Source organism: Bartonella chomelii, assembly GCF_014138465.1.
Taxonomy (GTDB): domain Bacteria; phylum Pseudomonadota; class Alphaproteobacteria; order Rhizobiales; family Rhizobiaceae; genus Bartonella; species Bartonella schoenbuchensis.
Window position 1 is genome coordinate 1 of record NZ_JACJIR010000005.1, and the last position, 22,427, is coordinate 22,427.

14 protein-coding genes, 2 tRNA genes and 1 pseudogene are annotated in these 22,427 nt (G+C 36.4%); 11 read left to right on the forward strand and 6 right to left on the reverse strand.

The window, feature by feature from the left end:
* The first annotated feature begins 877 nt into the window (after window positions 1-877).
* A pseudogene (locus GGR10_RS06990) lies at window positions 878-1,070 on the forward strand (helix-turn-helix transcriptional regulator).
* A 110-nt stretch (window positions 1,071-1,180) separates the two neighbouring features.
* Here the strand turns inward: GGR10_RS06990 and GGR10_RS05505 are convergent.
* Window positions 1,181-1,256: transfer RNA gene (locus GGR10_RS05505), tRNA-Phe, on the reverse strand.
* Window positions 1,257-1,656: 400 nt separating this feature from the next.
* Between GGR10_RS05505 and GGR10_RS05510 the strand changes: the two genes are divergently transcribed.
* The 3 genes from GGR10_RS05510 (at window position 1,657) to GGR10_RS05520 (ending at window position 6,160) form a co-directional block, all read left to right on the forward strand.
* Window positions 1,657-2,832, forward strand: coding sequence for a phosphoserine transaminase (locus GGR10_RS05510; protein WP_182480274.1), 1,176 nt, complete (start codon window positions 1,657-1,659; stop codon window positions 2,830-2,832).
* 337 nt (window positions 2,833-3,169) lie between these two features.
* Window positions 3,170-4,459 (forward strand): adenylosuccinate synthase, encoded by a 1,290-nt coding sequence (locus tag GGR10_RS05515; RefSeq protein ID WP_182480275.1) that lies wholly within the window; start codon window positions 3,170-3,172, stop codon window positions 4,457-4,459.
* Between the two features lie 252 nt (window positions 4,460-4,711).
* Window positions 4,712-6,160 carry a hypothetical protein gene (locus tag GGR10_RS05520; protein WP_182480276.1) on the forward strand — a complete coding sequence of 483 codons (1,449 nt, stop codon included), beginning with the start codon at window positions 4,712-4,714 and terminating at the stop codon, window positions 6,158-6,160.
* Window positions 6,161-6,255: 95 nt separating this feature from the next.
* Here the strand turns inward: GGR10_RS05520 and rpoH are convergent, their stop codons facing one another.
* The 3 genes from rpoH to GGR10_RS05535 all read right to left on the reverse strand — a co-directional run bounded on the left by rpoH (window position 6,256) and on the right by GGR10_RS05535 (window position 9,806).
* On the reverse strand, window positions 6,256-7,182 hold the full coding sequence (gene rpoH, locus GGR10_RS05525; protein WP_182480277.1) for an RNA polymerase sigma factor RpoH: 927 nt from the start codon (window positions 7,180-7,182) through the stop codon (window positions 6,256-6,258).
* Window positions 7,183-7,314: 132 nt separating this feature from the next.
* Window positions 7,315-8,340 (reverse strand): RluA family pseudouridine synthase, encoded by a 1,026-nt coding sequence (locus GGR10_RS05530; RefSeq protein ID WP_182480278.1) that lies wholly within the window; start codon window positions 8,338-8,340, stop codon window positions 7,315-7,317.
* A gap of 35 nt (window positions 8,341-8,375) precedes the next feature.
* Complete coding sequence (locus GGR10_RS05535) at window positions 8,376-9,806, reverse strand: aldehyde dehydrogenase family protein (RefSeq protein WP_182480279.1); 1,431 nt, start codon at window positions 9,804-9,806, stop codon at window positions 8,376-8,378.
* Between the two features lie 479 nt (window positions 9,807-10,285).
* On the opposite strand from GGR10_RS05535, the gene GGR10_RS05540 reads away from it, so the two are divergent.
* Window positions 10,286-12,871, forward strand: a complete 2,586-nt coding sequence (locus tag GGR10_RS05540; protein WP_182480280.1) for a DNA translocase FtsK — start codon at window positions 10,286-10,288, stop codon at window positions 12,869-12,871.
* Between the two features lie 179 nt (window positions 12,872-13,050).
* A complete protein-coding gene (locus GGR10_RS05545; RefSeq protein ID WP_182480281.1) occupies window positions 13,051-15,318 on the forward strand; it encodes a PAS domain-containing sensor histidine kinase in 2,268 nt (755 codons plus the stop codon).
* 15 nt (window positions 15,319-15,333) lie between these two features.
* Here the strand turns inward: GGR10_RS05545 and mscL are convergent, their stop codons facing one another.
* Entirely contained in the window at window positions 15,334-15,747 is a 414-nt protein-coding gene (gene mscL / locus GGR10_RS05550; RefSeq protein ID WP_182480282.1) for a large conductance mechanosensitive channel protein MscL, read from the reverse strand.
* A 580-nt stretch (window positions 15,748-16,327) separates the two neighbouring features.
* Between mscL and GGR10_RS05555 the strand changes: the two genes are divergently transcribed.
* From GGR10_RS05555 to GGR10_RS07035, 5 genes are all read left to right on the forward strand, one after another.
* On the forward strand, window positions 16,328-17,419 hold the full coding sequence (locus GGR10_RS05555; RefSeq protein ID WP_182480283.1) for a quinone-dependent dihydroorotate dehydrogenase: 1,092 nt from the start codon (window positions 16,328-16,330) through the stop codon (window positions 17,417-17,419).
* 103 nt (window positions 17,420-17,522) lie between these two features.
* Window positions 17,523-17,599 (forward strand) — tRNA-His (locus GGR10_RS05560).
* Window positions 17,600-17,803: 204 nt separating this feature from the next.
* Window positions 17,804-19,207, forward strand: a complete 1,404-nt coding sequence (locus GGR10_RS05565; RefSeq protein ID WP_210268809.1) for a glutamine synthetase family protein — start codon at window positions 17,804-17,806, stop codon at window positions 19,205-19,207.
* A gap of 11 nt (window positions 19,208-19,218) precedes the next feature.
* Window positions 19,219-20,505, forward strand: coding sequence for an NAD(P)/FAD-dependent oxidoreductase (locus tag GGR10_RS05570; RefSeq protein ID WP_182480284.1), 1,287 nt, complete (start codon window positions 19,219-19,221; stop codon window positions 20,503-20,505).
* A gap of 602 nt (window positions 20,506-21,107) precedes the next feature.
* The gene (locus GGR10_RS07035) at window positions 21,108-21,209 is read left to right on the forward strand and encodes a hypothetical protein (RefSeq protein WP_182480298.1); all 102 of its coding nucleotides are present in this window, start codon (window positions 21,108-21,110) and stop codon (window positions 21,207-21,209) included.
* Between the two features lie 68 nt (window positions 21,210-21,277).
* Here GGR10_RS07035 and folD read toward each other — a convergent pair whose 3' ends face one another.
* The gene (folD, locus tag GGR10_RS05580; protein WP_182480285.1) at window positions 21,278-22,177 is read right to left on the reverse strand and encodes a bifunctional methylenetetrahydrofolate dehydrogenase/methenyltetrahydrofolate cyclohydrolase FolD; all 900 of its coding nucleotides are present in this window, start codon (window positions 22,175-22,177) and stop codon (window positions 21,278-21,280) included.
* Window positions 22,178-22,427: the final 250 nt, after the last annotated feature.

The window sequence follows — 22,427 nt, forward strand, 5'->3', positions numbered from 1 at the left end:
TTTGTTCTATACTGGGTTGATGGATATCAACAATCAAACTGAGCTGTTAGGAACAATGGTGACATCGTTTGATCCATTTTTAAATGGAAAGCCGGAACACACCTCAATTATTAATCTAGAAGAAACATGTACTGTTTATTTCTGGGTGCCACTCTACGCTTAAAAGAGACGTATACCTAAGTCAATTCTGAACATATCTTTTGACTGAAGATATTTCCTTTTGGTATGATAAGCAATTAGCACTTTCAACTTGGTAAGAGAAACTATATAATCTGAGATCTTCTTTTTTATTGGTTAATGTACTAACTCTATATAATTCAAGTTATTAAGCACCTTCAATTTGAAAGCTAATTTTTGTTTTGATCATACAGTGTTTTGTTTTTTGCTCAATTAAAGTAGACAACTTCTAAAGTAGACAACTTCTCAATCGACTTATCTTATTCTGCAAAAGTTGCTTTATACCATTTCATTCAAGAATCAAAATCTTGTTTTATGCCACGTTTGTTGTTCTTTCATAATTTGTGAGCGAATCTGTGTATCGTTTTATAAGATCTTCCTCGCTGATTTCATAGGGTCTTGTTTCCTCACGTAATCTAAACGTTACAGCAATAATATTTTTCTCAACATGCCTAAAAAAACTAACAAAAACAACCCTTTTCAATACATGCGTGTTTCACGTCATAAATGAGATGCACTCAAAATTAAGGATAACAAGTTATGATAACTTTTTCATAGCAGAAATAGTGCAAAATATGATTATTAGACCAAGAAATACAAATTTTGATTCAAGTTGCTTAACTTATGGGGAGCGTTATTTCATTATTATTACAAGCAAGCGCTCCCACCCATTATGTAATATAAAGAGAGAGGCAATGAGATGATATTTGATGATGATATAGATATGCTACAATATGTAAATACGCATGGCTTTCTTTAATTGTATCAACAACAACGATTCGCAATTGGGTAACACGAGGATTATTTCCCAAACCATATAAGCTGGGTAAATCAGTAAGATGGAAAAAAAAGAAATCTTGGCATTTATTCCAAAGGAAATAAGCTGCAAATAACAACAATTTAGATAAAATTATATAAACTCCAAAGGGTGGACTAAAGAGTGGACTAAAAATTATCTAATTAAGTAAAAATCTATATATTTCAACATGTTGAAGATAAAAAATGGTGCCCAGACGCGGATTCGAACCACGGACACGCGGATTTTCAGTCCGCTGCTCTACCAACTGAGCTATCTGGGCACGTTTCAATAAATATATGAAACGTGTGCGGTTATAACATTAAAATTCTCTCTGTCTAGCCGTCAAAATAAAAATAATCAATTTTTATAAGTTTATCTTTATATTTCAGATATTATGATTATTCTTTTGTAAAATTAATTTGATTGAGTGTTTTGTGGTAAATTAGATGTGTTGTGGTCAGAATACTATTTTCTTTTGATACAAATAAAGAACAATTTCTTTAAGGGTTTAATTAGAAGTGCTCTTAATTAAAGTGTTATTCATAATGGCTTTTTTTATGTTTAATTTTATACAATAAAATGGAAAACGTTTTTTATGCTCGCATAACTCAGCTATAAGAGTAACATTTTAGTAAGCGATTTTCTTCAACGAAAAGTAAGCTTTTTGTCGGAATGGGATAATGATATTGTTGAACGAGCCGTGTTCTCGTCCAAATAATCCTCATTTTTCTTCAGGTCCTTGTAGTAAGCGGCCTGGGTGGAGTGTTGAGGTTCTTGAAAATGCATTGCTTGGGCGTTCGCATCGCGCTCAAATGAGCAAATTAAAACTTTCTGAAGTTATTAGCTTAACCCGTGATATCCTTAATGTTCCTTATGATTATCGTATTGGTATTGTTCCTGCCTCGGATACAGGTGCTGTTGAGATGGCTCTGTGGTCTTTATTAGGGGAACGCGGTGTTGATATGATGGCTTGGGAAAGTTTTGGTTCAGGTTGGATTACCGATGTTGTTGAGCAATTAAAACTTTCTGATGTGCGTCGGTTGGAAGCACCTTATGGTGAATTGCCAGACTTAACACAAATTGATTTTGATCGTGATGTTGTATTCACGTGGAATGGGACAACTTCAGGTGTGCGCGTTCCTAATGCACATTTCATTCCAAAGAAGCGTGAAGGATTAACAATTTGTGATGCAACATCAGCAGTTTTTGCACAAAATCTTGATTTTTCAAGATTAGATGTTGTTACTTTTTCGTGGCAAAAAGTTTTAGGTGGTGAAGCAGCTCATGGTATGTTGATTTTAAGTCCTCGTGCTGTGAGGCGGCTTGAACATTATATTCCAGCTTGGCCTTTGCCTAAAATTTTCCGCATGACAAAAGATGGAAAATTAAACGAAGGTATCTTTAATGGTGAGACGATTAATACACCTTCTTTGCTGTGTGTTGAAGATTATCTTGATGCATTAAGGTGGGCAAAATCTCTAGGTGGTTTGCAGGCATTAATAAGGCGAGCTGATGAAAACTTTGCCGTTCTTGATAGTTTTGTCTGTAAAACACTTTGGTTAGAACATTTAGCAAAAGTTCCTCAGACACGTTCTAATACATCTGTTTGTTTAACAATTGTAGATCCAATTATTGCTAATCTGGATATTAAAAGGCAGAGGTCTTTTGTAGAAGCGATTGTAACCCGTCTTGAGAAAGCTGGTGTTGCTTATGATATTGGTGCTTATCGGGATGCACCTCCAGGGTTTCGGATTTGGACTGGTGCAACAATTGAAGCTTCTGATCTTAAGTTATTAACAAATTGGCTTGAATGGGCATTTCAAGTTGAAAAAGCTCATCTCTTTAATAACTTTTAATGTTTTCATAATGCTGTTTTTTAAGCAAATAAAATGAAAAAACTTATGTGATACTTTGTGTGTTTATATCAGCTAAATTATACAAACTATTGTTTGGGTTTTGAAGATCGGGATGTACAAATTAGTTATTCGCCATATGTTGGAAAAGACAAGAAAAAATGAGTTAAATTGGTACTTATGGTGTGATTTATCTTGATTATCGAGGAATTTGTGGCTTAATAATATAAAATCGGCAAAAAGTTGAAATGAAAAGTCGCACTTTTTATAGGGTTTCTCTATAAAAAGCCTCTTGTTTTGGGGTGCTGACGTTATTTCACCAAACACGACGGAGAAAATTATGGCCAATGTAGTAGTGGTCGGCACACAATGGGGCGATGAAGGCAAAGGTAAAATTGTAGATTGGTTGTCAGAACGTGCAGATATTGTTGTCCGATATCAAGGGGGGCATAATGCAGGTCATACATTGGTTATTGACGGGGTGAGTTATAAATTATCACTTTTACCGTCAGGTTTGATTCGTGGAAAGTTGTCAATTATCGGTAATGGTGTTGTGGTTGATCCCCATCATTTTGTTGCGGAATTAAACAAGTTGTATTCTCAGGGTGTAAAGATTACACCAGAAATTTTGCGTATTGCTGAAAATGCTCCTTTAATTCTTTCTGTACACCGTGATCTTGATACGGTGAGAGAAAATAATATTTCAAGTTTGCCAATTGGCACAACAAAGCGTGGTATCGGTCCTGCTTATGAAGATAAAGTAGGCCGTCGATCTATCCGTGTAATGGATTTGGCTGAAGCTGATACACTTATGGCTAAGATCGAGCGGCTTTTGGAACATCATAATATTTTACGTCGTGGTATGGGAATTGCAGAAATTAATTCACAAACTCTATATGATGAATTAATGCAGGTGGCGGATAAAATTATACCCTTTATGGATTGTACGTGGCGTCTTTTGAATGAAAGCTGTCAAATGGGAAAGCGCATTCTTTTTGAAGGAGCGCAAGGTGCGTTGTTAGATAATGATTTTGGGACTTATCCTTATGTGACATCGTCTAATACAGTTTCTGGGCAAGCTACTGTAGGGTCAGGTATGGGGCCTGGTTCAATCCATTATGTTTTAGGTATTACAAAGGCTTATACAACACGTGTGGGGGAGGGGCCATTTCCAACAGAGCAGATAAATGATGTTGGTGAATTTCTTGGGACACATGGGAATGAGTTTGGTGTTGTGACTGGTCGAAAACGTCGATGCGGTTGGTTTGATGCTGTTTTAGTACGTCAGACGGTAGGTATTTGCGGCATTCATGGTATTGCACTGACAAAGCTTGATGTTCTGGATGGTTTAGAAGCAATTAAAGTTTGTGTGGGTTATGAGCTTGATGGTAGAAAAATTGATTATTTACCATCTTCTATGGAGGCGCAAGCTCATGTGAAGCCAATTTATGAAACATTAAAAGGTTGGAAAGAAACAACAGCGTGCGCAAAGAGCTGGGCAGAATTACCGGTGCAGGCTATAGAATATATACGCTATATTGAGGAATTGATAGGTGTACCGGTAGCTTTATTGTCAACTGGCCCTGAGCGTAAAAATACAATTATGATTACTGATCCTTTCGCAAATTAGTCGTTGTTTATAAATTTCAATATTGGCTTTAATTCTATATTTTCTTTATTTTTTAGTGAGAATAAAGATTCATATATGTCGAAAAGGGATGTAAATTAATATTGTTTATTTTTTGTGCGTTTTAAAACTGCTACAGTATTTTTTGCCAATGTAAATTATAATCAATTTATAGGATTCAGGAAGAAAGACTGCAAACGATTTAAGCTTTTGTGAACTAAATTTTTCTTAAATTTGAGAAAGACTATATAAAATATGGTAGATTTTATTGGGATTTTAAAAAAGAAAATTGATGCACAAAATAATATTACACCACAGTTGCGTGAGCGGATTTATAAACAAGCCTTTGAAATACTAGAGCATAAATTTTTAGAAATAAAAATGCCCAAAAAAATGGCAGATGCACAAAGACAGGCTTTACGAAGTGCTATTGTGGCTATTGAAGAGGAATATTTAACTGCTGAAAAAGAGTTGCTTTCTTCGGTTATGGGGTGGGATCTTACAGGTAAAGATAACAATAACGAAAATGTACAAAAGTCTATATTATCACAAAGTGGTGATACATCAGCTATAGTTACAGAAGAAAAAAAAAGACAACAACAATCTGTTAGTGGTAGAAAGAGTAAAAAAACACCTGATAAGCTTTCTGTAGAATCGAAAATGTCAAATACAGAGCCTACCGATATGGATACTTCTTTGGCTCCTTGTTCGAGTAAAGTGCATTCGAATATTAAAAAAAATACTCGTAAAAATACAGCTTTACAAACAGATACTTCTCATGTTGTTTCACATATTTTTGCTCAGGCTCTTCGGCGTGCTAATCGGTCAATTATAAAAAAGCGTATCTTAATAGGTATCGTTATTTTTGTTGTTTTTTTAATTCTATTGATCGGCGCTTTTTTTGTTGGTGAATATATGTTCACATCATACAATAATCAGATACAAGAGGTAAATATTCAAGCTTCTAATGGATTACAAAAAGAGGGCCAAGCTAATCAAAAGTTGACGCAACGCTTATTGGAAGATGGAAGTGAAGTCGATGCTGGTTCAATTGAGAGAACAGATGAAAAAACAGAGTTTCTGAGTGAGGAAGAGGCATCAACAGTTGTTGCTGGCAATTCGAAAACAATTGAACATCCAGGTGAAGCTATATTCTATAAGACACATGCAGATCATGATTCAGAAAAAGTGGTAATGGGTAATGCTTGGTGGTCGCTTATAAAAGAATCTTCTGTTAAAAATGCACCAGAAGAATTAGCTATACGAGGTGATATAAACATTCCAAGTGAGGGGTTATTATTACAGTTAACTTTACGCCGTAATGTTGATCCGTCTTTCCCTACAGCTTATATTATGGATCTTGTTTTTATGACTACTGATAAATTTTCAGGTCAAGCAATACATGATATTAAAGAATTAACCTTTAAGGCCAGTAAACAATCAATCGGTCAACCCTTAAAAAGAGCTTCTATAGCTAAGATTGATGATGATTTTTTTCTTTTTGCATTAAATAACAATCATCCATTTCTTGACCAAAACTTACAAATAATTCGCGAGTTAGATTGGATTCATTTGGTGATAAGTGACAAAAACGGCCATATGAGCGAATTAACTTTTGCAAAAGGGCCAACAGGTAAGGCTATTTTTAATGAAGTTATTGAACAATGGCTTGCACAAACAGCGAAACAAACAATTTTTGATTAGGAAATAATATATTAAAATGAAAAAAGAGCTCAACCCCTATAAACCAGCCTTTTAATAGGTTGGTTTATAGGATGTGGTTGGGGTATCTCTCTGTTTTAATTCCGATTCACTTCAGAAATGCGCAAAGAGCGCTGTTGTTGTGCTTTTTTCTGGGATAGAATAGCTGCTTTAATAGAATTACGCACTTTTTCAAATGCACGCATTTCGATTTGTCTTACACGCTCTCGACTGATGTTGAATGTATTTGAGAGTTCTTCAAGTGTCAGCGATTCATCACTTAACCGGCGTGCTTTAAATATATGCTTTTCACGCTCATTAAGGTTATCTATAGCGTGTATTAACATAGAGCGGCGGTTTTCTAATTCATCTTGTTCAATCAAAATTTGCTCTTGGCTATTTGAATCATCAACTAACCAATCTTGCCATTCGGTCTTTTCACCTTCTTTTGTGCGAAGAGGCGCATTGAGTGAAGTATCGCCGCTAAGCCGATAGTTCATGGATACGACTTCATCTTCCGTGACATTTAATCGGGTTGCGATCTCTTTGACTTGTTCTGCATTGAGATCACCGTTATCAAGAGCTTGAAGTTTATTTTTTAGTTTACGAAGATTGAAGAACAAACGCTTTTGATTAGCAGTTGTTCCCATTTTTACTAAACTCCAAGAACGTAAAACATATTCTTGGATTGATGCTTTAATCCACCACATCGCATAAGTTGCAAGACGAAATCCACGTTCTGGTTCAAAACGCTTAACAGCTTGCATAAGTCCAATATTACCTTCTGAAATAACCTCTCCAATAGGTAAGCCATAACCTCGATATCCTATTGCAATTTTAGCTACGAGACGTAAATGACTCGTTACTAGTTTATGCGCAGCTTTTGGATCGTCATGTTCACGATACCGTTTAGCTAGCATATACTCTTCTTTTGGCTTAAGCATTGGAAAACGACGTATTTCTTCTAAATAACGATTTAAGCCTCCATCACCTGCTATGATTGATGGTAAATTTACATGGGCCATATAGCACCCTCCTTTCATATGAATTCCCTAATAAGGCGAATTCTATTTCCAAGTACTATATAAGTATTTCTTTCTTTTTTCCATCACTATAATTTTTAATTTTGTTCGAAAATGGATATTTTATTATTGAAATCATTGAGATGGGTAAAAGTTCCAATTAAGTTTTTTAAAATGATTGATAAGTTCAGCCATATCTTGAGGAGGAGGTGAGGAAAAAGACATAATTTCACCTTTAGCGGGATGCTCGAAAGTTAGGCTAACTGCATGAAGTGCTTGCCGGTTGAATTGATCAATAGCGTTTTTAATCGTCGAATTAAGTGTGTTTGCTTTTGTTTTAAAGGCATTTCCATAAACTGTGTCACCTACAAGTGGATGTCCGATATGGGCCATATGAACACGGATTTGATGTGTGCGTCCAGTTTCCAGGCGACATTCCAGAAGGCTGGCGAAGGGTTCTGCATCCGCACAGGTTTTATATTTTTCAAGTAAAGAAAAATGCGTAATGGCATGGCGAGCATGAACATTTTGGTGGCGGACAACAGTTTGCTTTATTCGGTTATGGGGGGAGCGGCCAAGGGGCACATCAATTGTTCCAATGTTGCGACGTGGAGCATTCCAAATCAAAGCATGGTAGCGCCGATCTAATGCGCAGGTACGCCCATGGTCAGAAAATTGGGCACTGAGACTTTTATGAGCAAAGTCATTTTTAGCAACAACCATCACCCCGCTTGTGTTTTTGTCAAGACGGTGGACAATACCAGGGCGTTTAACACCACCAATACCAGATAAACTATCACCACAATGGTGAATAAGGGCATTAACCAATGTTCCAGTCCAATTTCCATTACCAGGATGGACAACAAGGCCAGCTGGTTTATTGATAACAATGACGTGGTCATCTTCAAATAGGATGTCAAGTACAATAGCTTCACCTTCAAGATGTACGTTCTTGAGAGGAGGTATTATCAATTCAATCGTCTGGTTAGGTTGCAATTTTGTTTTTGGTTCTTTTATTAATTGACCATCAACTTTAAGGTAACCTTCACGTATCAGAGTTTGCAAACGTGAACGCGATAGCTCATTATGATATTTTTTAGCAAGCCATTGATCAATACGTTGCCCAAGAGCACTTTCATCGGTTATTTGTTGTATCACCATACGGTCCTGTTTTTGAAGTTTTTTATGAGATTCTTTTACCAGTACGAAATTGCTTTGGTATCCAGAAATTCTTCAATTCCCCATTTTCCACCTTCACGAGCACGTCCAGAAAATTTTACTCCTCCAAAATAACTACCATTTGGTAAATTATGTCCATTAATTTCCACCATGCCAGAACGCAATTGTGCAGCGATACGCCGACATTTAGCTTGATCTTGCGATTGTATATAGTTTGTGAGTCCATATTCTGTATCATTGGCCAAGGCTACAGCCTCATCTTCTGTATTAAAGGGAAGGATCGAAAGGACTGGACCAAATATTTCTTCTCGGAAAATGCGCATGTCAGATTTAACATCAGCAAAAACTGTTGGGCGTACATAATAACCGCGTGTCATTCCTATGGGCAAGCCAATTCCACCTGCAACAAGAGTTGCACCTTCATCAATTCCAGATTGAATAAGGGCTTGGATTTTATCATATTGCTGTTTTGAGACTACAGGGCCAATATGATCTCCTGCTTTGTGGTTTGGGGCTACTGTGGTTGTTTCAGCAATATGCTGTGCTGTTTTTACAGCTTCATTATAGATTGAATGTTCCACAAGCATGCGCGTTGGTGCATTGCAACTCTGCCCACTATTGTAAAAACAGTGCCGTACACCGCGTTGAACGGCATCTATATCGGCGTCAGCAAAGATGATATTGGCTCCTTTACCTCCAAGTTCTAGACAGACCCTCTTTAAAGTATCACTAGCGTTTTTAGAAATAATTTTTCCTACTCTAGTTGAGCCGGTAAAACTAATCATTGCTACATCTGGATGAGAAGATAAATAAGAGCCTACGTTATCTCCATCGCCATTGATGAGATTAAAAACGCCGGCAGGTAGAGCAGCTTCATCTAAAATTTCAGCAAAGAGCATGGCAGAAAGAGGAGCAATTTCAGAGGGTTTTAAAACCATAGTGCAACCAGCCAATAATGCTGGGATAACTTTAAGGGTTATTTGATGTATGGGCCAATTCCATGGAGTGATCAACCCTACGACACCGATAGAATCATATTGAAGGATTGCGTTATTGTTTCCTTCTATTAAAGCTTTTTGGAATAAAAATTCTTCAAAAGCTTTAATGAAATCGCGAATATTATCACTACCAGCTGTAGTTTGCGCATTGCGTGCCATATCGATAGGCGCACCCATTTCCATTGAAATGGCTTTAGCCATATCTTCAGAGCGTTTTTCATAGATTTCTAAAATTTTTTTAACAAAGGAAAGACGTTGACTCGGTGTGGTTGTTTTCCAGTTTTGAAAAGCCTTTTTAGCAGCTACAATCGCTTTATCTGTATCTTGAATACTGCTAATATTGATAATAGCGCAAGCTTCTTCTGTTGAGGGGTCAATAACATACAGATCATTGGGAGTACTCGGATCATTCCAGAGGCCATTAATATAAAATTTTCGTTTATTTAACATGGCTTGCTTCCTATTTTTTCGTTTTTAAATTGTATACTACTAGATTTTTATAACAAGAGTATTTTGCTTAAGTATGCGTGAACGTTGATTATTATATCGCAAGTGTGCACTAAGCGTATTGAGATGGTGGGATTTTGCCGAATTGAAGAAAGGTGATAATTATTTTTAATATAATTTTATAATGGTGTTTGCATTAATAGAGTAGTTGATTTGATGTATTGTTCATAGAGCATATCTTATGAAAAGTGTTTCAGTATTGAAAGTTTATGAGAAAATAAAATCAAGATCAGATCTTTTTATTAGATGGATTTCTGAAGTTTTTAGATGCATTTAAATTTTTCTTAATAAAAATACAATTAATGATGCTTATTTTTCGTTTAAAATTGACTGATGACAAAAGGTTATTAACCTTCATAGTGTATCGTTTGCGCATTCTTTTTTAAAGAATCGTTCTCGTTACTATAATTTTGTTGGATATTATGCGTAATTTAAAAACTATATCTATGTCTACGTCTTGTTTGGTTGATAAGGATACAGCAGATGCATCAGAACAAAACTCATCTGGCAGTTCTGATAAGATGTTTTCTTATCCGACAGTGTGGAAAAAGGCATTTACTCTTGAACAGAATGTGCGTTTCACTCGAACTCCAGAAGTTGAAATTTTGCGTCGTCGTATAGAAGAAAATCCAATTTTTGCAAAGCGATTTGAAACTTTTGCAAAGCAAGAACCGCAAAAATTAACGGATGTTGCAGAATTTAAAATGCAACCTCAATTGACAGAAGAGGTATTTCATTCTCAATCACTTGAAAATAAAGTATCACTTTATTGTTCAACAACTCTTGGACAATCAGTGCAACAGACTGTTAATACACCAATCGAAAGAAATACAATTGAAAATACCTTACAGGTAGAGAGCGTAGCGCAAGAAACAAAACCTATTTCTTATCTTTCTGATGATGCATTTTTTGAATGTGAGCCTTTTTTACTAGAGCAAGTCAATGTTAAAAATTCACAAGAAAAAGATACATCTGTTAATTTAGAAAATAATAAGGCTTTGTTGGGAAAAGCTTCTTCTTTTGATGAATCAGTTTCTACTTTTTACCGTGTGCTTGAATGTCATTTCCCGCAATCTTGTAATGTGACTGTGCCAGAAGTTTCAGAAAATGATGTTCAGGGTAATGAGGAAACTTCTGATTTAGATTATACTAACGATGAAATTGTTAGAGAAGTTCAAATACAGAGCACTGAACCTGTTTTCGGAAAAAATGAAGAGATTGAAAAGGTTCAAGAACTGTCTGTTGTTGAAACACCTAATCATGAGATAAGCGACGTGATAGACACTGCAGTAGGCAATGATCCCCATAACATTGCTAATTGTATGACAACTGATGTGACAAAAAGTGTGGAAGATCTTTCTGTAATAAAAGCAGTAGGAAGTACGATGGAAACCACAGATATGTCGTTTAGCAATCATACCTCTGCTTTTATCCCAAGCTCTCAATCTGTTAACAGTAATATTTATGAATTACCTCCGATTGAATTATTACAAGAGCCTGTTTTTCAGGATGATACAGCGATTTCTCAAGAAATGCTGGAGCGCAGTTCTGGACTTTTAGAAAGCGTTTTGGAAGATTTTGGTATTAAGGGCGAAATTATTCATGTTCGCTCAGGACCGGTGGTAACAATGTATGAATTTGAGCCCGCTGCTGGGGTGAAATCATCGCGAGTTATAGGTCTTTCTGATGATATTGCTCGTTCTATGTCTGCCATGTCTGCACGTGTTGCTGTGATTCCTGGGCGTAATGTTATTGGAATTGAATTGCCAAATGCAGTACGTGAAACTGTTTATTTGCGTGAATTAGTTCAGTCGAGCACTTTTCGCGATAGTGAATTTAAATTAGCTCTTGCTTTGGGGAAGGGAATTAATGGTGATCCTGTAATTGCAGAATTAGCAAAAATGCCTCATTTGTTGATTGCAGGCACGACAGGGTCGGGTAAATCTGTTGCTATTAATACAATGATTTTATCGATTCTTTATCGAATGACACCAGAGCAATGCCGTTTAATTATGGTTGACCCTAAGATGTTAGAGCTTTCTATTTATGATGGCATTCCTCATCTTCTAACACCTGTAGTAACTGATCCAAAGAAAGCTGTAACAGCTTTAAAATGGGCTGTTCGTGAAATGGAAGAACGTTACCGCAAAATGGCGAAACTAGGTGTACGTAATATTGATGGCTTTAATGCACGAGTTGCGCTTGCGGTCGAAAAAGGTGAAACAATTATGTGCACCGTTCAGTCCGGTTTTGACAGAGAAAGTGGTGAAATACTTTATCGTGAAGAAGAGATGGATTTAACACAATTGCCTTATATTGTTATTATTGTTGATGAAATGGCGGATCTCATGATGGTTGCTGGTAAAGAGATTGAGAGCGTCATTCAACGTTTAGCACAAATGGCGCGTGCTGCAGGTATTCATCTTATTATGGCAACACAGCGTCCTTCTGTTGACGTGATTACTGGCACGATTAAGGCAAATTTTCCTACACGTATTTCTTTTCAGATAACTTCAAAAATTGATAGTCGTACAATTTTGGGAGAACAAGGTGCTGAAACACTTTTAGGTCAAGGAGATATGCTTCATATGGTTGGTGGAGGACGCATTGAGCGTGTTCACGGGCCTTTTGTTTCTGATGAAGAAGTTGAATCTGTGGTTGCACATCTTAAAGTACAAGGAACACCTGATTATTTAGCAACAGTAACAGATAGTGAACACGATGATGATAAGATGGAAGATGCTCATTCGATTGCTGAAATTATTGCTGCAGGAAGCTCTAGTGAGGACGGTGAAGAACTTTATATGCAAGCTGTTAAGGTTGTGATGCGTGATAGAAAATGTTCAACATCCTATATCCAGCGTCGACTTGCAATTGGTTATAATAAGGCTGCTTCTCTTGTTGAAAGAATGGAAGAAGAAGGTATTGTTGGAGCTGCCAATCACGTGGGAAAACGTGAAATTTTACTCAATGGGCGCAATGATCAAGATGGCTTTAAGGGTACATAACGATAGTAATTTTAAAAACTAAAAACTTGATTTTATTTCATAAGGGCGGACATTATTTCCGCTCTTATTTTTTGTCGCGAAATATTAAAAAGAATTTATACAGAAAGACAAAATAGAAATGCTATCTTATATTTACGATTATTAGTAGGTAGTGCAGATGAGTAGAAAAGAGGTTGAAAATGTCTTTAGCATTTTTAGATTATCTAAAATGTAAAGAAATTAAACAAGCCTTTATAAAAGGAAAGGTAGCTTTTGTCTTATCCTTCGATGGTAGAAATATTCTTTGGTTAAATGGTGCTGCAGCGTGCTTTTTTGGTCTTTCTTCTGTTACAGATGCAATTAAACAGCAGTCTTTTTTTGATGAAAAACTGCGTCGCCAAATATTAAGGAATGCTCAATATACACGCTCTATCACGTTGCGTGGTTTAAAACGCTGTGCTGAATTTTTTATAGCTTCTATTGATATTACTGGTTTAGGTAAAGCATTTTTACTTGAAGCTTTGCTAGAAGAGAATGTTTCTCTTATTACTGGTTTGGATGATGCAACAATTTCTGCTGCAATCATTGATCAACATGCAACTGTGTTGGAGGCTTCTTCTCATTTTAATTTTGTTGATGAAACAATTAAAATTCTACTCCAAACGATTGATGATGATCTTCCGGTGAAAACTGTTTTACCTATAGCAGGTGTTAATACACAAGTCGGTGTGATCCGCTTAGGAGTAAAGCCAACAAGTTTTTTAGTGTTATATGCGCAATTGAATGGGGATGAATTGAATAGAGGTCAAGGATCTTTTAGTTTTAAGCCACATCTTTTACCACGGCGTTTTATCTGGAAAATGGATGCAGATGGTTATTTTTGTGAAGTTTCAAAAGAGTTAGCTGAAACTGTCGGCCCTATGTCTTCCCGTATTATAGGATCTGATTGTCATAAACTTGCTGATCAATTTAATGATGAAGGATATCGGTCATTAAGTAGCTTTATTGAAGCTGCTATACCTTGGAGAGAACAGAAAGTTCAGTGGCCTGTTGATGATTGTCTAGAACGGGTTGATGTTGAGTTGTCCGCTATTCCAGTTTTTGATACCAACCGTCAGCTTAAGGGATACCATGGTTTTGGGGTTTTAAAGGCGCAAGAAAATATACAAGATAAAAGTGATAAAAAGCCGGGTATAAAAACATCTGGTCTTTCAGAGATAGAGCGCTCAGCTTTTCATGAAATTGCAGAACGATTGCGCGGTGAATTACATTTGTCTTTAGGGTATGAAAATACAGCTAAGGAAACACCAGTCCAGTTGTCATGTGCACAGACATTACCGGTAGATGTCATAAAACAGGCTTTAATCAAGGAACCTGAAGTAATTTTATCATTGTTGGATACAGTAACTGATGGCGTTTTGTGGCTTGATGGACAAGGCTGCATTCAGTTCGCTAGTGACGCTGCTTTGGCATTGATTGGCTATGAAATGGGTGAGTTACTGGCGCAGCAGTTATCATCACTATTTACTTTTCAAAGCCGAGATTTGATTGAAGAATATTTTAAATTGATCCGTATGAAGGGAAAAAATCAAGTATTTAATCGTGGTGAGACAGCTGATTTAATGACAAAAAATCATGAGAATATAAAGGTTTCTATAACAATTGTACCTTTGACTCTACAAGACAATTATGTCGTTATGTTGCGTGATATGACAGAAATGACTTTATCACCTTTAGATAAAATATCAGAAGAAAATAAAATGATTGAAGTTGTTCATGAAATGCGAACACCTTTGAATGCTCTTATTGGTTTTGCAGAAATTATGAGAGATGGCCGTTTTGGTTTAATAGAAAATGAGCGTTACCGTAGATATTTACGTGATATTGTCTCGTCTGGAAAACATATATTATCTCTGGTTAATCAATTATTAGAGCACTCTAAAGCAAATTATTCTAGCTTAAATAGCACAATTGATGCACCTCTTATGACACAAAAATTTGATGTAACAGCTTGTTTGCGTTCCAGTATAGCTTTTCTTGAAACGCAGGCGAATCATAATGGCATTATTATGCGTATTGTTTCACCGGCACGTGTGCCATTTATCGGTATATCGCAACAGATATTTCAACAGATTATATGGAATCTTCTTTCCAATGCCATCCGTTTTACGCCTTCAGGTGGACAAATTGTTATCCATGTTTCCTATGGAAAAAAAGAGCGAGTAAAGATTTCAATTAGTGATAATGGTCTTGGGATGAGTGATGAAGAGGTTGTGCAAGCTATGCAACCTTATGGTCAGGTAGAGCGCAAAGATGGCCAGTGTGGAGACAACATATTTGCCGGGACTGGTTTAGGGCTTCCAATATGTAAAACAATGGTGGAAGAGGTTGGTGGTCAGTTTTTGTTATTTTCAAAACCCAATCATGGAACAACTGTGGAGATGTTTTTTCCCATGCTTTGTGAGTAAAGCTATGGAATGGATTTAGTTTTTTGGGGTTAATAAATCTCTGATTTCTGTCAAGAGCTGTTCTTCAAGAGACATTTCTTTTAGCTTTTCCACTTCTTCTTTTTGCCGGCGCATTTTATTTAAGCCTTTGACAAACAAAAAAAGGATCCAAGCAATAATCAAAAAATTGATAAAAAGTGTCATAAAGTTTCCATAAGCAATGGTAGCACCTGCCTCCTTTGCAGCACTTAATGTGGCTTGTTTCTCTCCGGCGAGCTGAATAAACATATTAGAAAAGTCAATGCCGCCTGTGATAAAGCCGATGATTGGCATAAAAATGTCGTTAACAATTGAATTGATCAAGCCACTAAAAGCGCTACCTATAATCACACCAATAGCAAGATCAATCATATTTCCTTTTAAGGCAAATTCTTTGAATTCTTTAAGCATTGCATTTCCCTCCTCGCATATATGATGTACAGCAATTTAACTATCGCTTTTGATAAAAAAAGAAAGAGGGAGAAACTTGTTTTCTTGAAAAATTACATTTCAAATATCAGCATTCTTTTCTCATAGTATTGCAATGTATAAAAAGTGCTAATTAATGCTTCATTATATGATAGTATGCTTTTAAGGTTCAGATGAATGGAAAGCTTCTTGCTAAAAGGCTGTATATCCTCTTCTTTTCAATGATAAAGTGAGAAAATATATTTGATTGATGAAATCATTGCAGAAATTCTATGGAAAATTTTAAAAAAGAAGATGCATTTACAGGACTACTTTTTTCCCTTCGAGAAAATTGGTCAACTTTTTAATATATGAGTAGGTTATTAAAGGAAGTAGGAAAGAATTTTCGAAATAAGGACAATCTTTTACCACTCGATGTTTTTAAATAAAACTTGATTAGTTGTTTCTTCTCGTTATGGGAGTTAATTTCTTTATTTGTATGATATATTTTATGGGTGTTTTTTATTTTGAGAAGCTTAAATGAGATGAAAAGGGTAGTTTTCATTTTATGGAGGGAGATTTTGTGAGTTTTTTTCATTGTATTGGTCGTTCTGTTTTATTTATGTTGGATCCAGAGCGTGCACATCGTTTAGCCATTGCTGGATTGAAAACGGGGTTAAGTGGGTGTCAAAAAATTTTTGATGAGCGTTTGTGTGTAACTGTTGCAGGCCTTAAATTTAAAAATTTTGTTGGTCTTGCTGCAGGTTTTGATAAAAACGCAGAGGTTATAGATGCTGTTTTAGCCTTAGGATTTGGTTTTACTGAGATTGGTACAGTTACACCAAAACCGCAAATGGGAAATCCCAAGCCACGACTTTTCCGTTTGGTGGAAGATAAAGCTATTATTAATAGAATGGGCTTTAATAATGACGGGCATCAGGCTGTTTACAAAAGGATTTGCGTGCGTAAGCAGGGCGGTATTGTAGGGATCAATATTGGTGCTAATAAAGATACGGTCAATAAGATTGACGATTATATTACGGGCATTACTTGCTTTTATGATGTAGCTGATTATTTCACGATTAATGTTTCTTCACCTAATACGCCAGGTTTGCGTGATTTGCAGGCACGTAGTAATTTGAATCTTTTAATGAAGGCTGTTTCACAAGCGCGCAATGAAAAAAAAGAAAAACATGGTGTCTCTGTTCCGATTTTTTTAAAAATTGCACCTGATTTAACTGAGCAAGAATTAGACGATATAGCTGAGGAAATGAAACTATCTGATTTTGATGGTTTAATTGTTTCCAATACCACTCTTTCACGTCAAGGTCTTAAGAATAGTGCATTGATTAGCGAGGAGGGAGGGTTGTCAGGACGTCCACTGTTTGAGCATTCCACCGTTGTACTTGCGAAAATGCGTAAAAGATTGGGTAAAGATATTGCAATCATTGGTGTTGGTGGTGTACGTAATGCACAAACAGCTTTGGAAAAAATCAAAGCCGGAGCGGATTTAGTCCAGCTCTATAGCGGAATGGTTTATGAGGGGCCAGAACTTGCCGTAACTATTATGAGAGATGTTTTGCAGATTATGCAGCAAGATGGTGTTGATACTATAAAAACTTATCGCGATCATAATGTTGACAATTGGGCAAAACGTGCACTTCTTTTGTCATGAGGTTGTTGTATTTTCACAAAAAAATGTAAGATTCTTTTTAAGGGGCTTGCAAACTCTCTTGATCTTCCGTATGTCACACAGATAGAGGATAAATATTTTTTAGGCGGTTGTAGCTCAGTTGGTTAGAGCGCTGGTTTGTGGCACCAGAGGTCGTAGGTTCAAATCCCACCAACCGTACCATTTTTCCAACATATTTTAAGATAATGGAAAGCTTAAAAAGATCGCAAAGCGCATTTTATCTTGATAAAGGTTGTGATGTTTTGTAAAACAAATTAAATTAATGCAGTTTTACACGGTGTTTGTGCATAAAATGGTGCCATAAAAAGGGGGAGCTTTAATTGTTTTTTGAGTTTGTGTGTTATAGCTGTGAGAAATAGCGAGCCAATGAAACGCGAAGGTTATAAGCCTGTTTCTGATTTTCTAAAAAGTTTGCGTGGTGTAAATAATTGGGAACAAGTTTCGCAATGGCTTTCATTCCGAGATGTGGAAGATATTGAGTGTATCACACCTGATCAGGCGGGGGTAGCACGTGGCAAGATGATGCTTTCTAAAAAATTCACATCAGAGACATCTTTAGCATTGCCTTCAGCAGTTTTTATGACAACAATTTCAGGATCTTATCCTGAAGATGGAAATGGTTTTGAATATCCAAAAACAGATGGTGATTTACGTCTTGAGCCTGATCTTTCTACACTGAGTATTGTACCATGGGAAGATGCACCTACAGCGCAGGTGATTTGTGATCTTGTATATCAAAATGGGCAGGCTGTTGATTATACACCACGTAATGTTTTGCGCACAGTAATTGATTTTTATACTCAAATGGGGTTGAAACCGATTGTTTCACCAGAAATTGAGTTTTATTTAGTGGAAAAGAATCCTGATCCTGATTACCCTTTGGTACCTCCAGTTGGTCGTTCTGGGCGTTCAATTGGTGGTGGGCAAGGCTATTCGATTGCGGGTGTTAATGAATTTGATGAGCTGATTGACGATATTTATCAGTTTTCAGAGGCACAAGGATTGGAAATTGATACTCTCATTCATGAAGAAGGAGCCGGTCAATTTGAAATTAATTTACGTCATGGTGACCCTATTGAATTAGCTGATCAGGTTTTTATGTTTAAACGAACGATTCGTGAAGCGGCACTTAAACATAATATGTATGCAACTTTTATGGCCAAACCTATTCAGGGGCAACCGGGGTCTGCCATGCATATTCATCAATCTGTTATCGATCAAAAAACTGGAGACAATATTTTTACAGAGAAAGATGGTGGGGAAAGTATGCGTTTTCGCCACTTTATTGGTGGTTTGCAAAAGCATATGGCTGGAGTATTTGTTATGCTTGCTCCTTATGTTAATTCTTATCGGCGCCTTATGCCATGTTTCTCTGCACCGGTTAATTTGCGATGGGGGTATGATAATCGTACTACAGCGTTTCGTGTGCCACGTTCTGTTCCACAAGGACGACGCGTTGAGAATAGGCTTCCTTCATCAGATGCCAATCCTTATTTAGCACTTGCTGCTTCTTTAGCGTGTGGTCTTATTGGTTTGCAGAACAAGCTTGAACCAGATGAGCCGGCAGAAAAAACTGTAAATGCCGATAATATTGAATTACCACGTGGGTTAATTGAGGCGGTCAATTTATTTGAACAAGATAAAGCATTACGTGCTATTTTAGGAGATGCATTTGTAAGCACTTATGCTGCTATTAAACGACAAGAATTTGAAACTTTTATGCAAGTGATTAGCCCGTGGGAGCGTGAATATCTCCTGCTTAATGTTTAAATATTATCACTATGATTAATTCTCATCAAATTTCTCCAGGAGCTTCTTGGTATGAGGATACGTTGGAAGAGCGTCCTTCTTATCCGTTGTTTGTTGGTGAACAGATACAGTGCGATGTAGTTATTGTTGGAGGCGGATTTACAGGGCTTTCAGCTGCTTATCATTTAGCTAAGACTGGAATGAGTGTTGTTTTGTTTGAAGCTTCATGTTTTGGCGATGGCGCTTCGGGGCGCAATGGTGGGCAATTGGGGACAGGTCAACGACAATGGGTAGAAACACTAGAGAACAAGTATGGTTTTGAACGAAGTAAAATATTATTTGATTTAGCTGAAGAGGCCAAAAGGGATATTTTATCTTGGTGCACCATGCCTGATTGTGATATCGACTTTATAGCAGGCCAACTTTCTGTTACCCATAAAAAACGTGAGATCAGAGCTTATCAGCAGCATGTTGAGGCTATGCAGCGTTATGGTTATCGTGGTCTTACTTTTATGGATAAGGCTGAAACAGATGAACGGCTTGGTTCGTCTTTTTATCATGGTGGTATTTATGATGTAGATACTGGCCATATCAATCCATTAAAGTTAATTGTTTGGTTGGCAAAAAAAGCAAAGAAAGTTGGCGCTAAACTTTATGAGAAGACTCAGGTAAAAGCGATAGAGCGCAGCAATAACCAGTGCGTGGTGGTGACAAAACGAGGCAATATAAAGGCTGAGAATGTATTATTGGCAACCAATGCATATAATCTTGGGCTGCAGGATTTTGTGCAGAAACATATTTTTTCTATTCGCTCTTATATTGGAGCAACTGAACCATTATCAGAGTGTAGTCGGATTCTTCCTGGAAGAGAAGCGGTAGATGATTCCCGTTTTATGGTTCGTTATTTTCGAAAAAGTATCGACAATCGTTTATTATTTGGTGGGGTGGAAAGTTATAGTAACCAGTATCCAGTTGATTTAGATGAACGTATACGTCGGCAAATTGTTGAAATTTATCCACACCTTCAGTCTATAAATTTGACCCATCGTTGGGGAGCAACAGTAGCAATTACGTTTGAGCGTATGCCTTATGTTCGCCAACTTATGCCAGGTGTTACTTATTGTGGAGGATATTCAGGGCACGGGGTTATGCTTGCTCCCTTTATAGGAAAATTATATGCTGAATGGTTATCTGGAAAACGTGAACGTTTTAAGTATTTTCAGGATTTAAAAATTTCATCCTTTCCGGGTGGTAAGATTTTTCGTTATCCGCTTATATTTTTAGCAATGAATTACTTTTCTTTGATGGACCATTTTTAATCAGTTACCATTTGAAATGAAGAAAATTAATGGCTTATTTAATATCTATCTATTGTAATGGTAAAAGCTTTTGTAAATTTTGTAAGCTTATATAACTGAGCGGAAAAATGGATAAGTCCGTGATAGTTAGTGAAATTATTCCAATATCTTTTTCTGATTGTGTTTAATGGTAGTGGTGATTTGACGGAACGAAAATTGCTCTTGTTTTTATCATTGTTAATATGTGAGGCAGTTTAGTGAGCCAACAGTTGTATTATAAAATTTTTAAAGTTTCTTCTGAGTAATGAAGAATGATGCAGTTTTTCATTCTTTTTCTTGAAAAGCATATTTGTTACATAGTTTTCAATCAGGCTAAATTTGATCACTTTCTTATGTAGTTACCCTTTATATTTCTACTGAGATTATATTGTCCTGAGAGGACAGAAAAATCTTACTCTGTTGTTGTCGAAAGATGCGGTTGATATTTAAACTTTTTATTCGGTAGTTAGTTTATAACTTTTTGGTATCTCATAATTAGATTGGGATAGAATGGTTTAGTAGCGTAGCTACACGTAATTTTATTTATGAAAATCAATTGTCCGTAATTAAAAAACGGCAATTGAATTAAAGATACATTTGCGCAGGTATTTGATGAAAAGCAGATTTTTTGCATTAATCATTATCTTAAAAAGGAAATAGCGCAAATCAAGAAATACCTATTGTGATGGCAGAATGAGAACACAAAACACAGAGAATTTACGTGCATGTGATAAAAGTAAAAGTGCAAGAAATCTTAAAATTTTGGTATAGGTAATTTATGTGCTTGAGCAGCAGCTTTAAGCGTATTGATCATAAGCATGGCAATTGTCATAGGACCAACACCTCCTGGTACAGGAGTAATAGCAGCAGCTTTTTCTTTAACTTCTTCAAAATCTACATCGCCAACAAGACGGGTTTTATGAGTACCTTTTTCTGAAGCTTCAATCCGGTTAATACCAACATCAATAACAATAGCTCCCTGCTTTACCCAATCTTTCTTAATGATATGTGGGCGACCAACAGCTACAACTAAAATATCAGCACTACGACACACTTCGTCAAGATCACGGGTACGACTGTGGGCAATTGTTACGGTAGCATTGGCTGCCATCAATAAGGCTGCCATAGGTTTACCAACAATATTAGAACGCCCAACGATGACCGCATCAAGACCTGATAAATCTCGCCCACATTGTTGTTCGATTATCATCATAACACCAGCAGGTGTACAGGGAATGATAGTATCTTCAAATATATTTGCTGCAAGTTTTCCTATATTGATATAGTGAAAACCATCAACATCTTTCTGGACGGCGATAGCTTGTGTTATTTTGTTCGTATTGATATGAGTGGGTAGGGGGAGTTGCACCAAAATCCCGTGGATTTTAGGGTCGGAATTTAACGTTTCAATGAGTTGCAGGAGTTCTTCTTCTTTCGTATCTTGGGGAATTGTATGCTTAATTGAAAGAAAACCACATTCTTCAGCTTTTTTACTTTTTGAGGTAACATAAACCTGACTTGCAGGATCATCTCCAACAATGATAACGGCTATCCCAGGTTGTATTTTATGATTGTTATGAAGTTTTTTTGTTTCTTTCTTGACTTTATTAATGATGTTTTCGGCAAGTTTTTTTCCGTCAATAATATTGTCCATAAGAAGAATCCTTTCAGGTAGGGATATTCATTTTTTAAAGTATTTGCTGATAGTAAAAAGAGTTTTATGGCACTATTTGAATAACCATAATTTCATGGTTTGCCTATCTTTTTTCTTTTGGAGAGTAATGGAAAATAGTTGCCTTATAAAGAGAGAGTGACATTATTGTTTTAATAAAATTTGAATAAAAATAAAGATAATTGAGTTATTAAATAGATATAGCAGATTATAGGATTATCAAAACCATTTT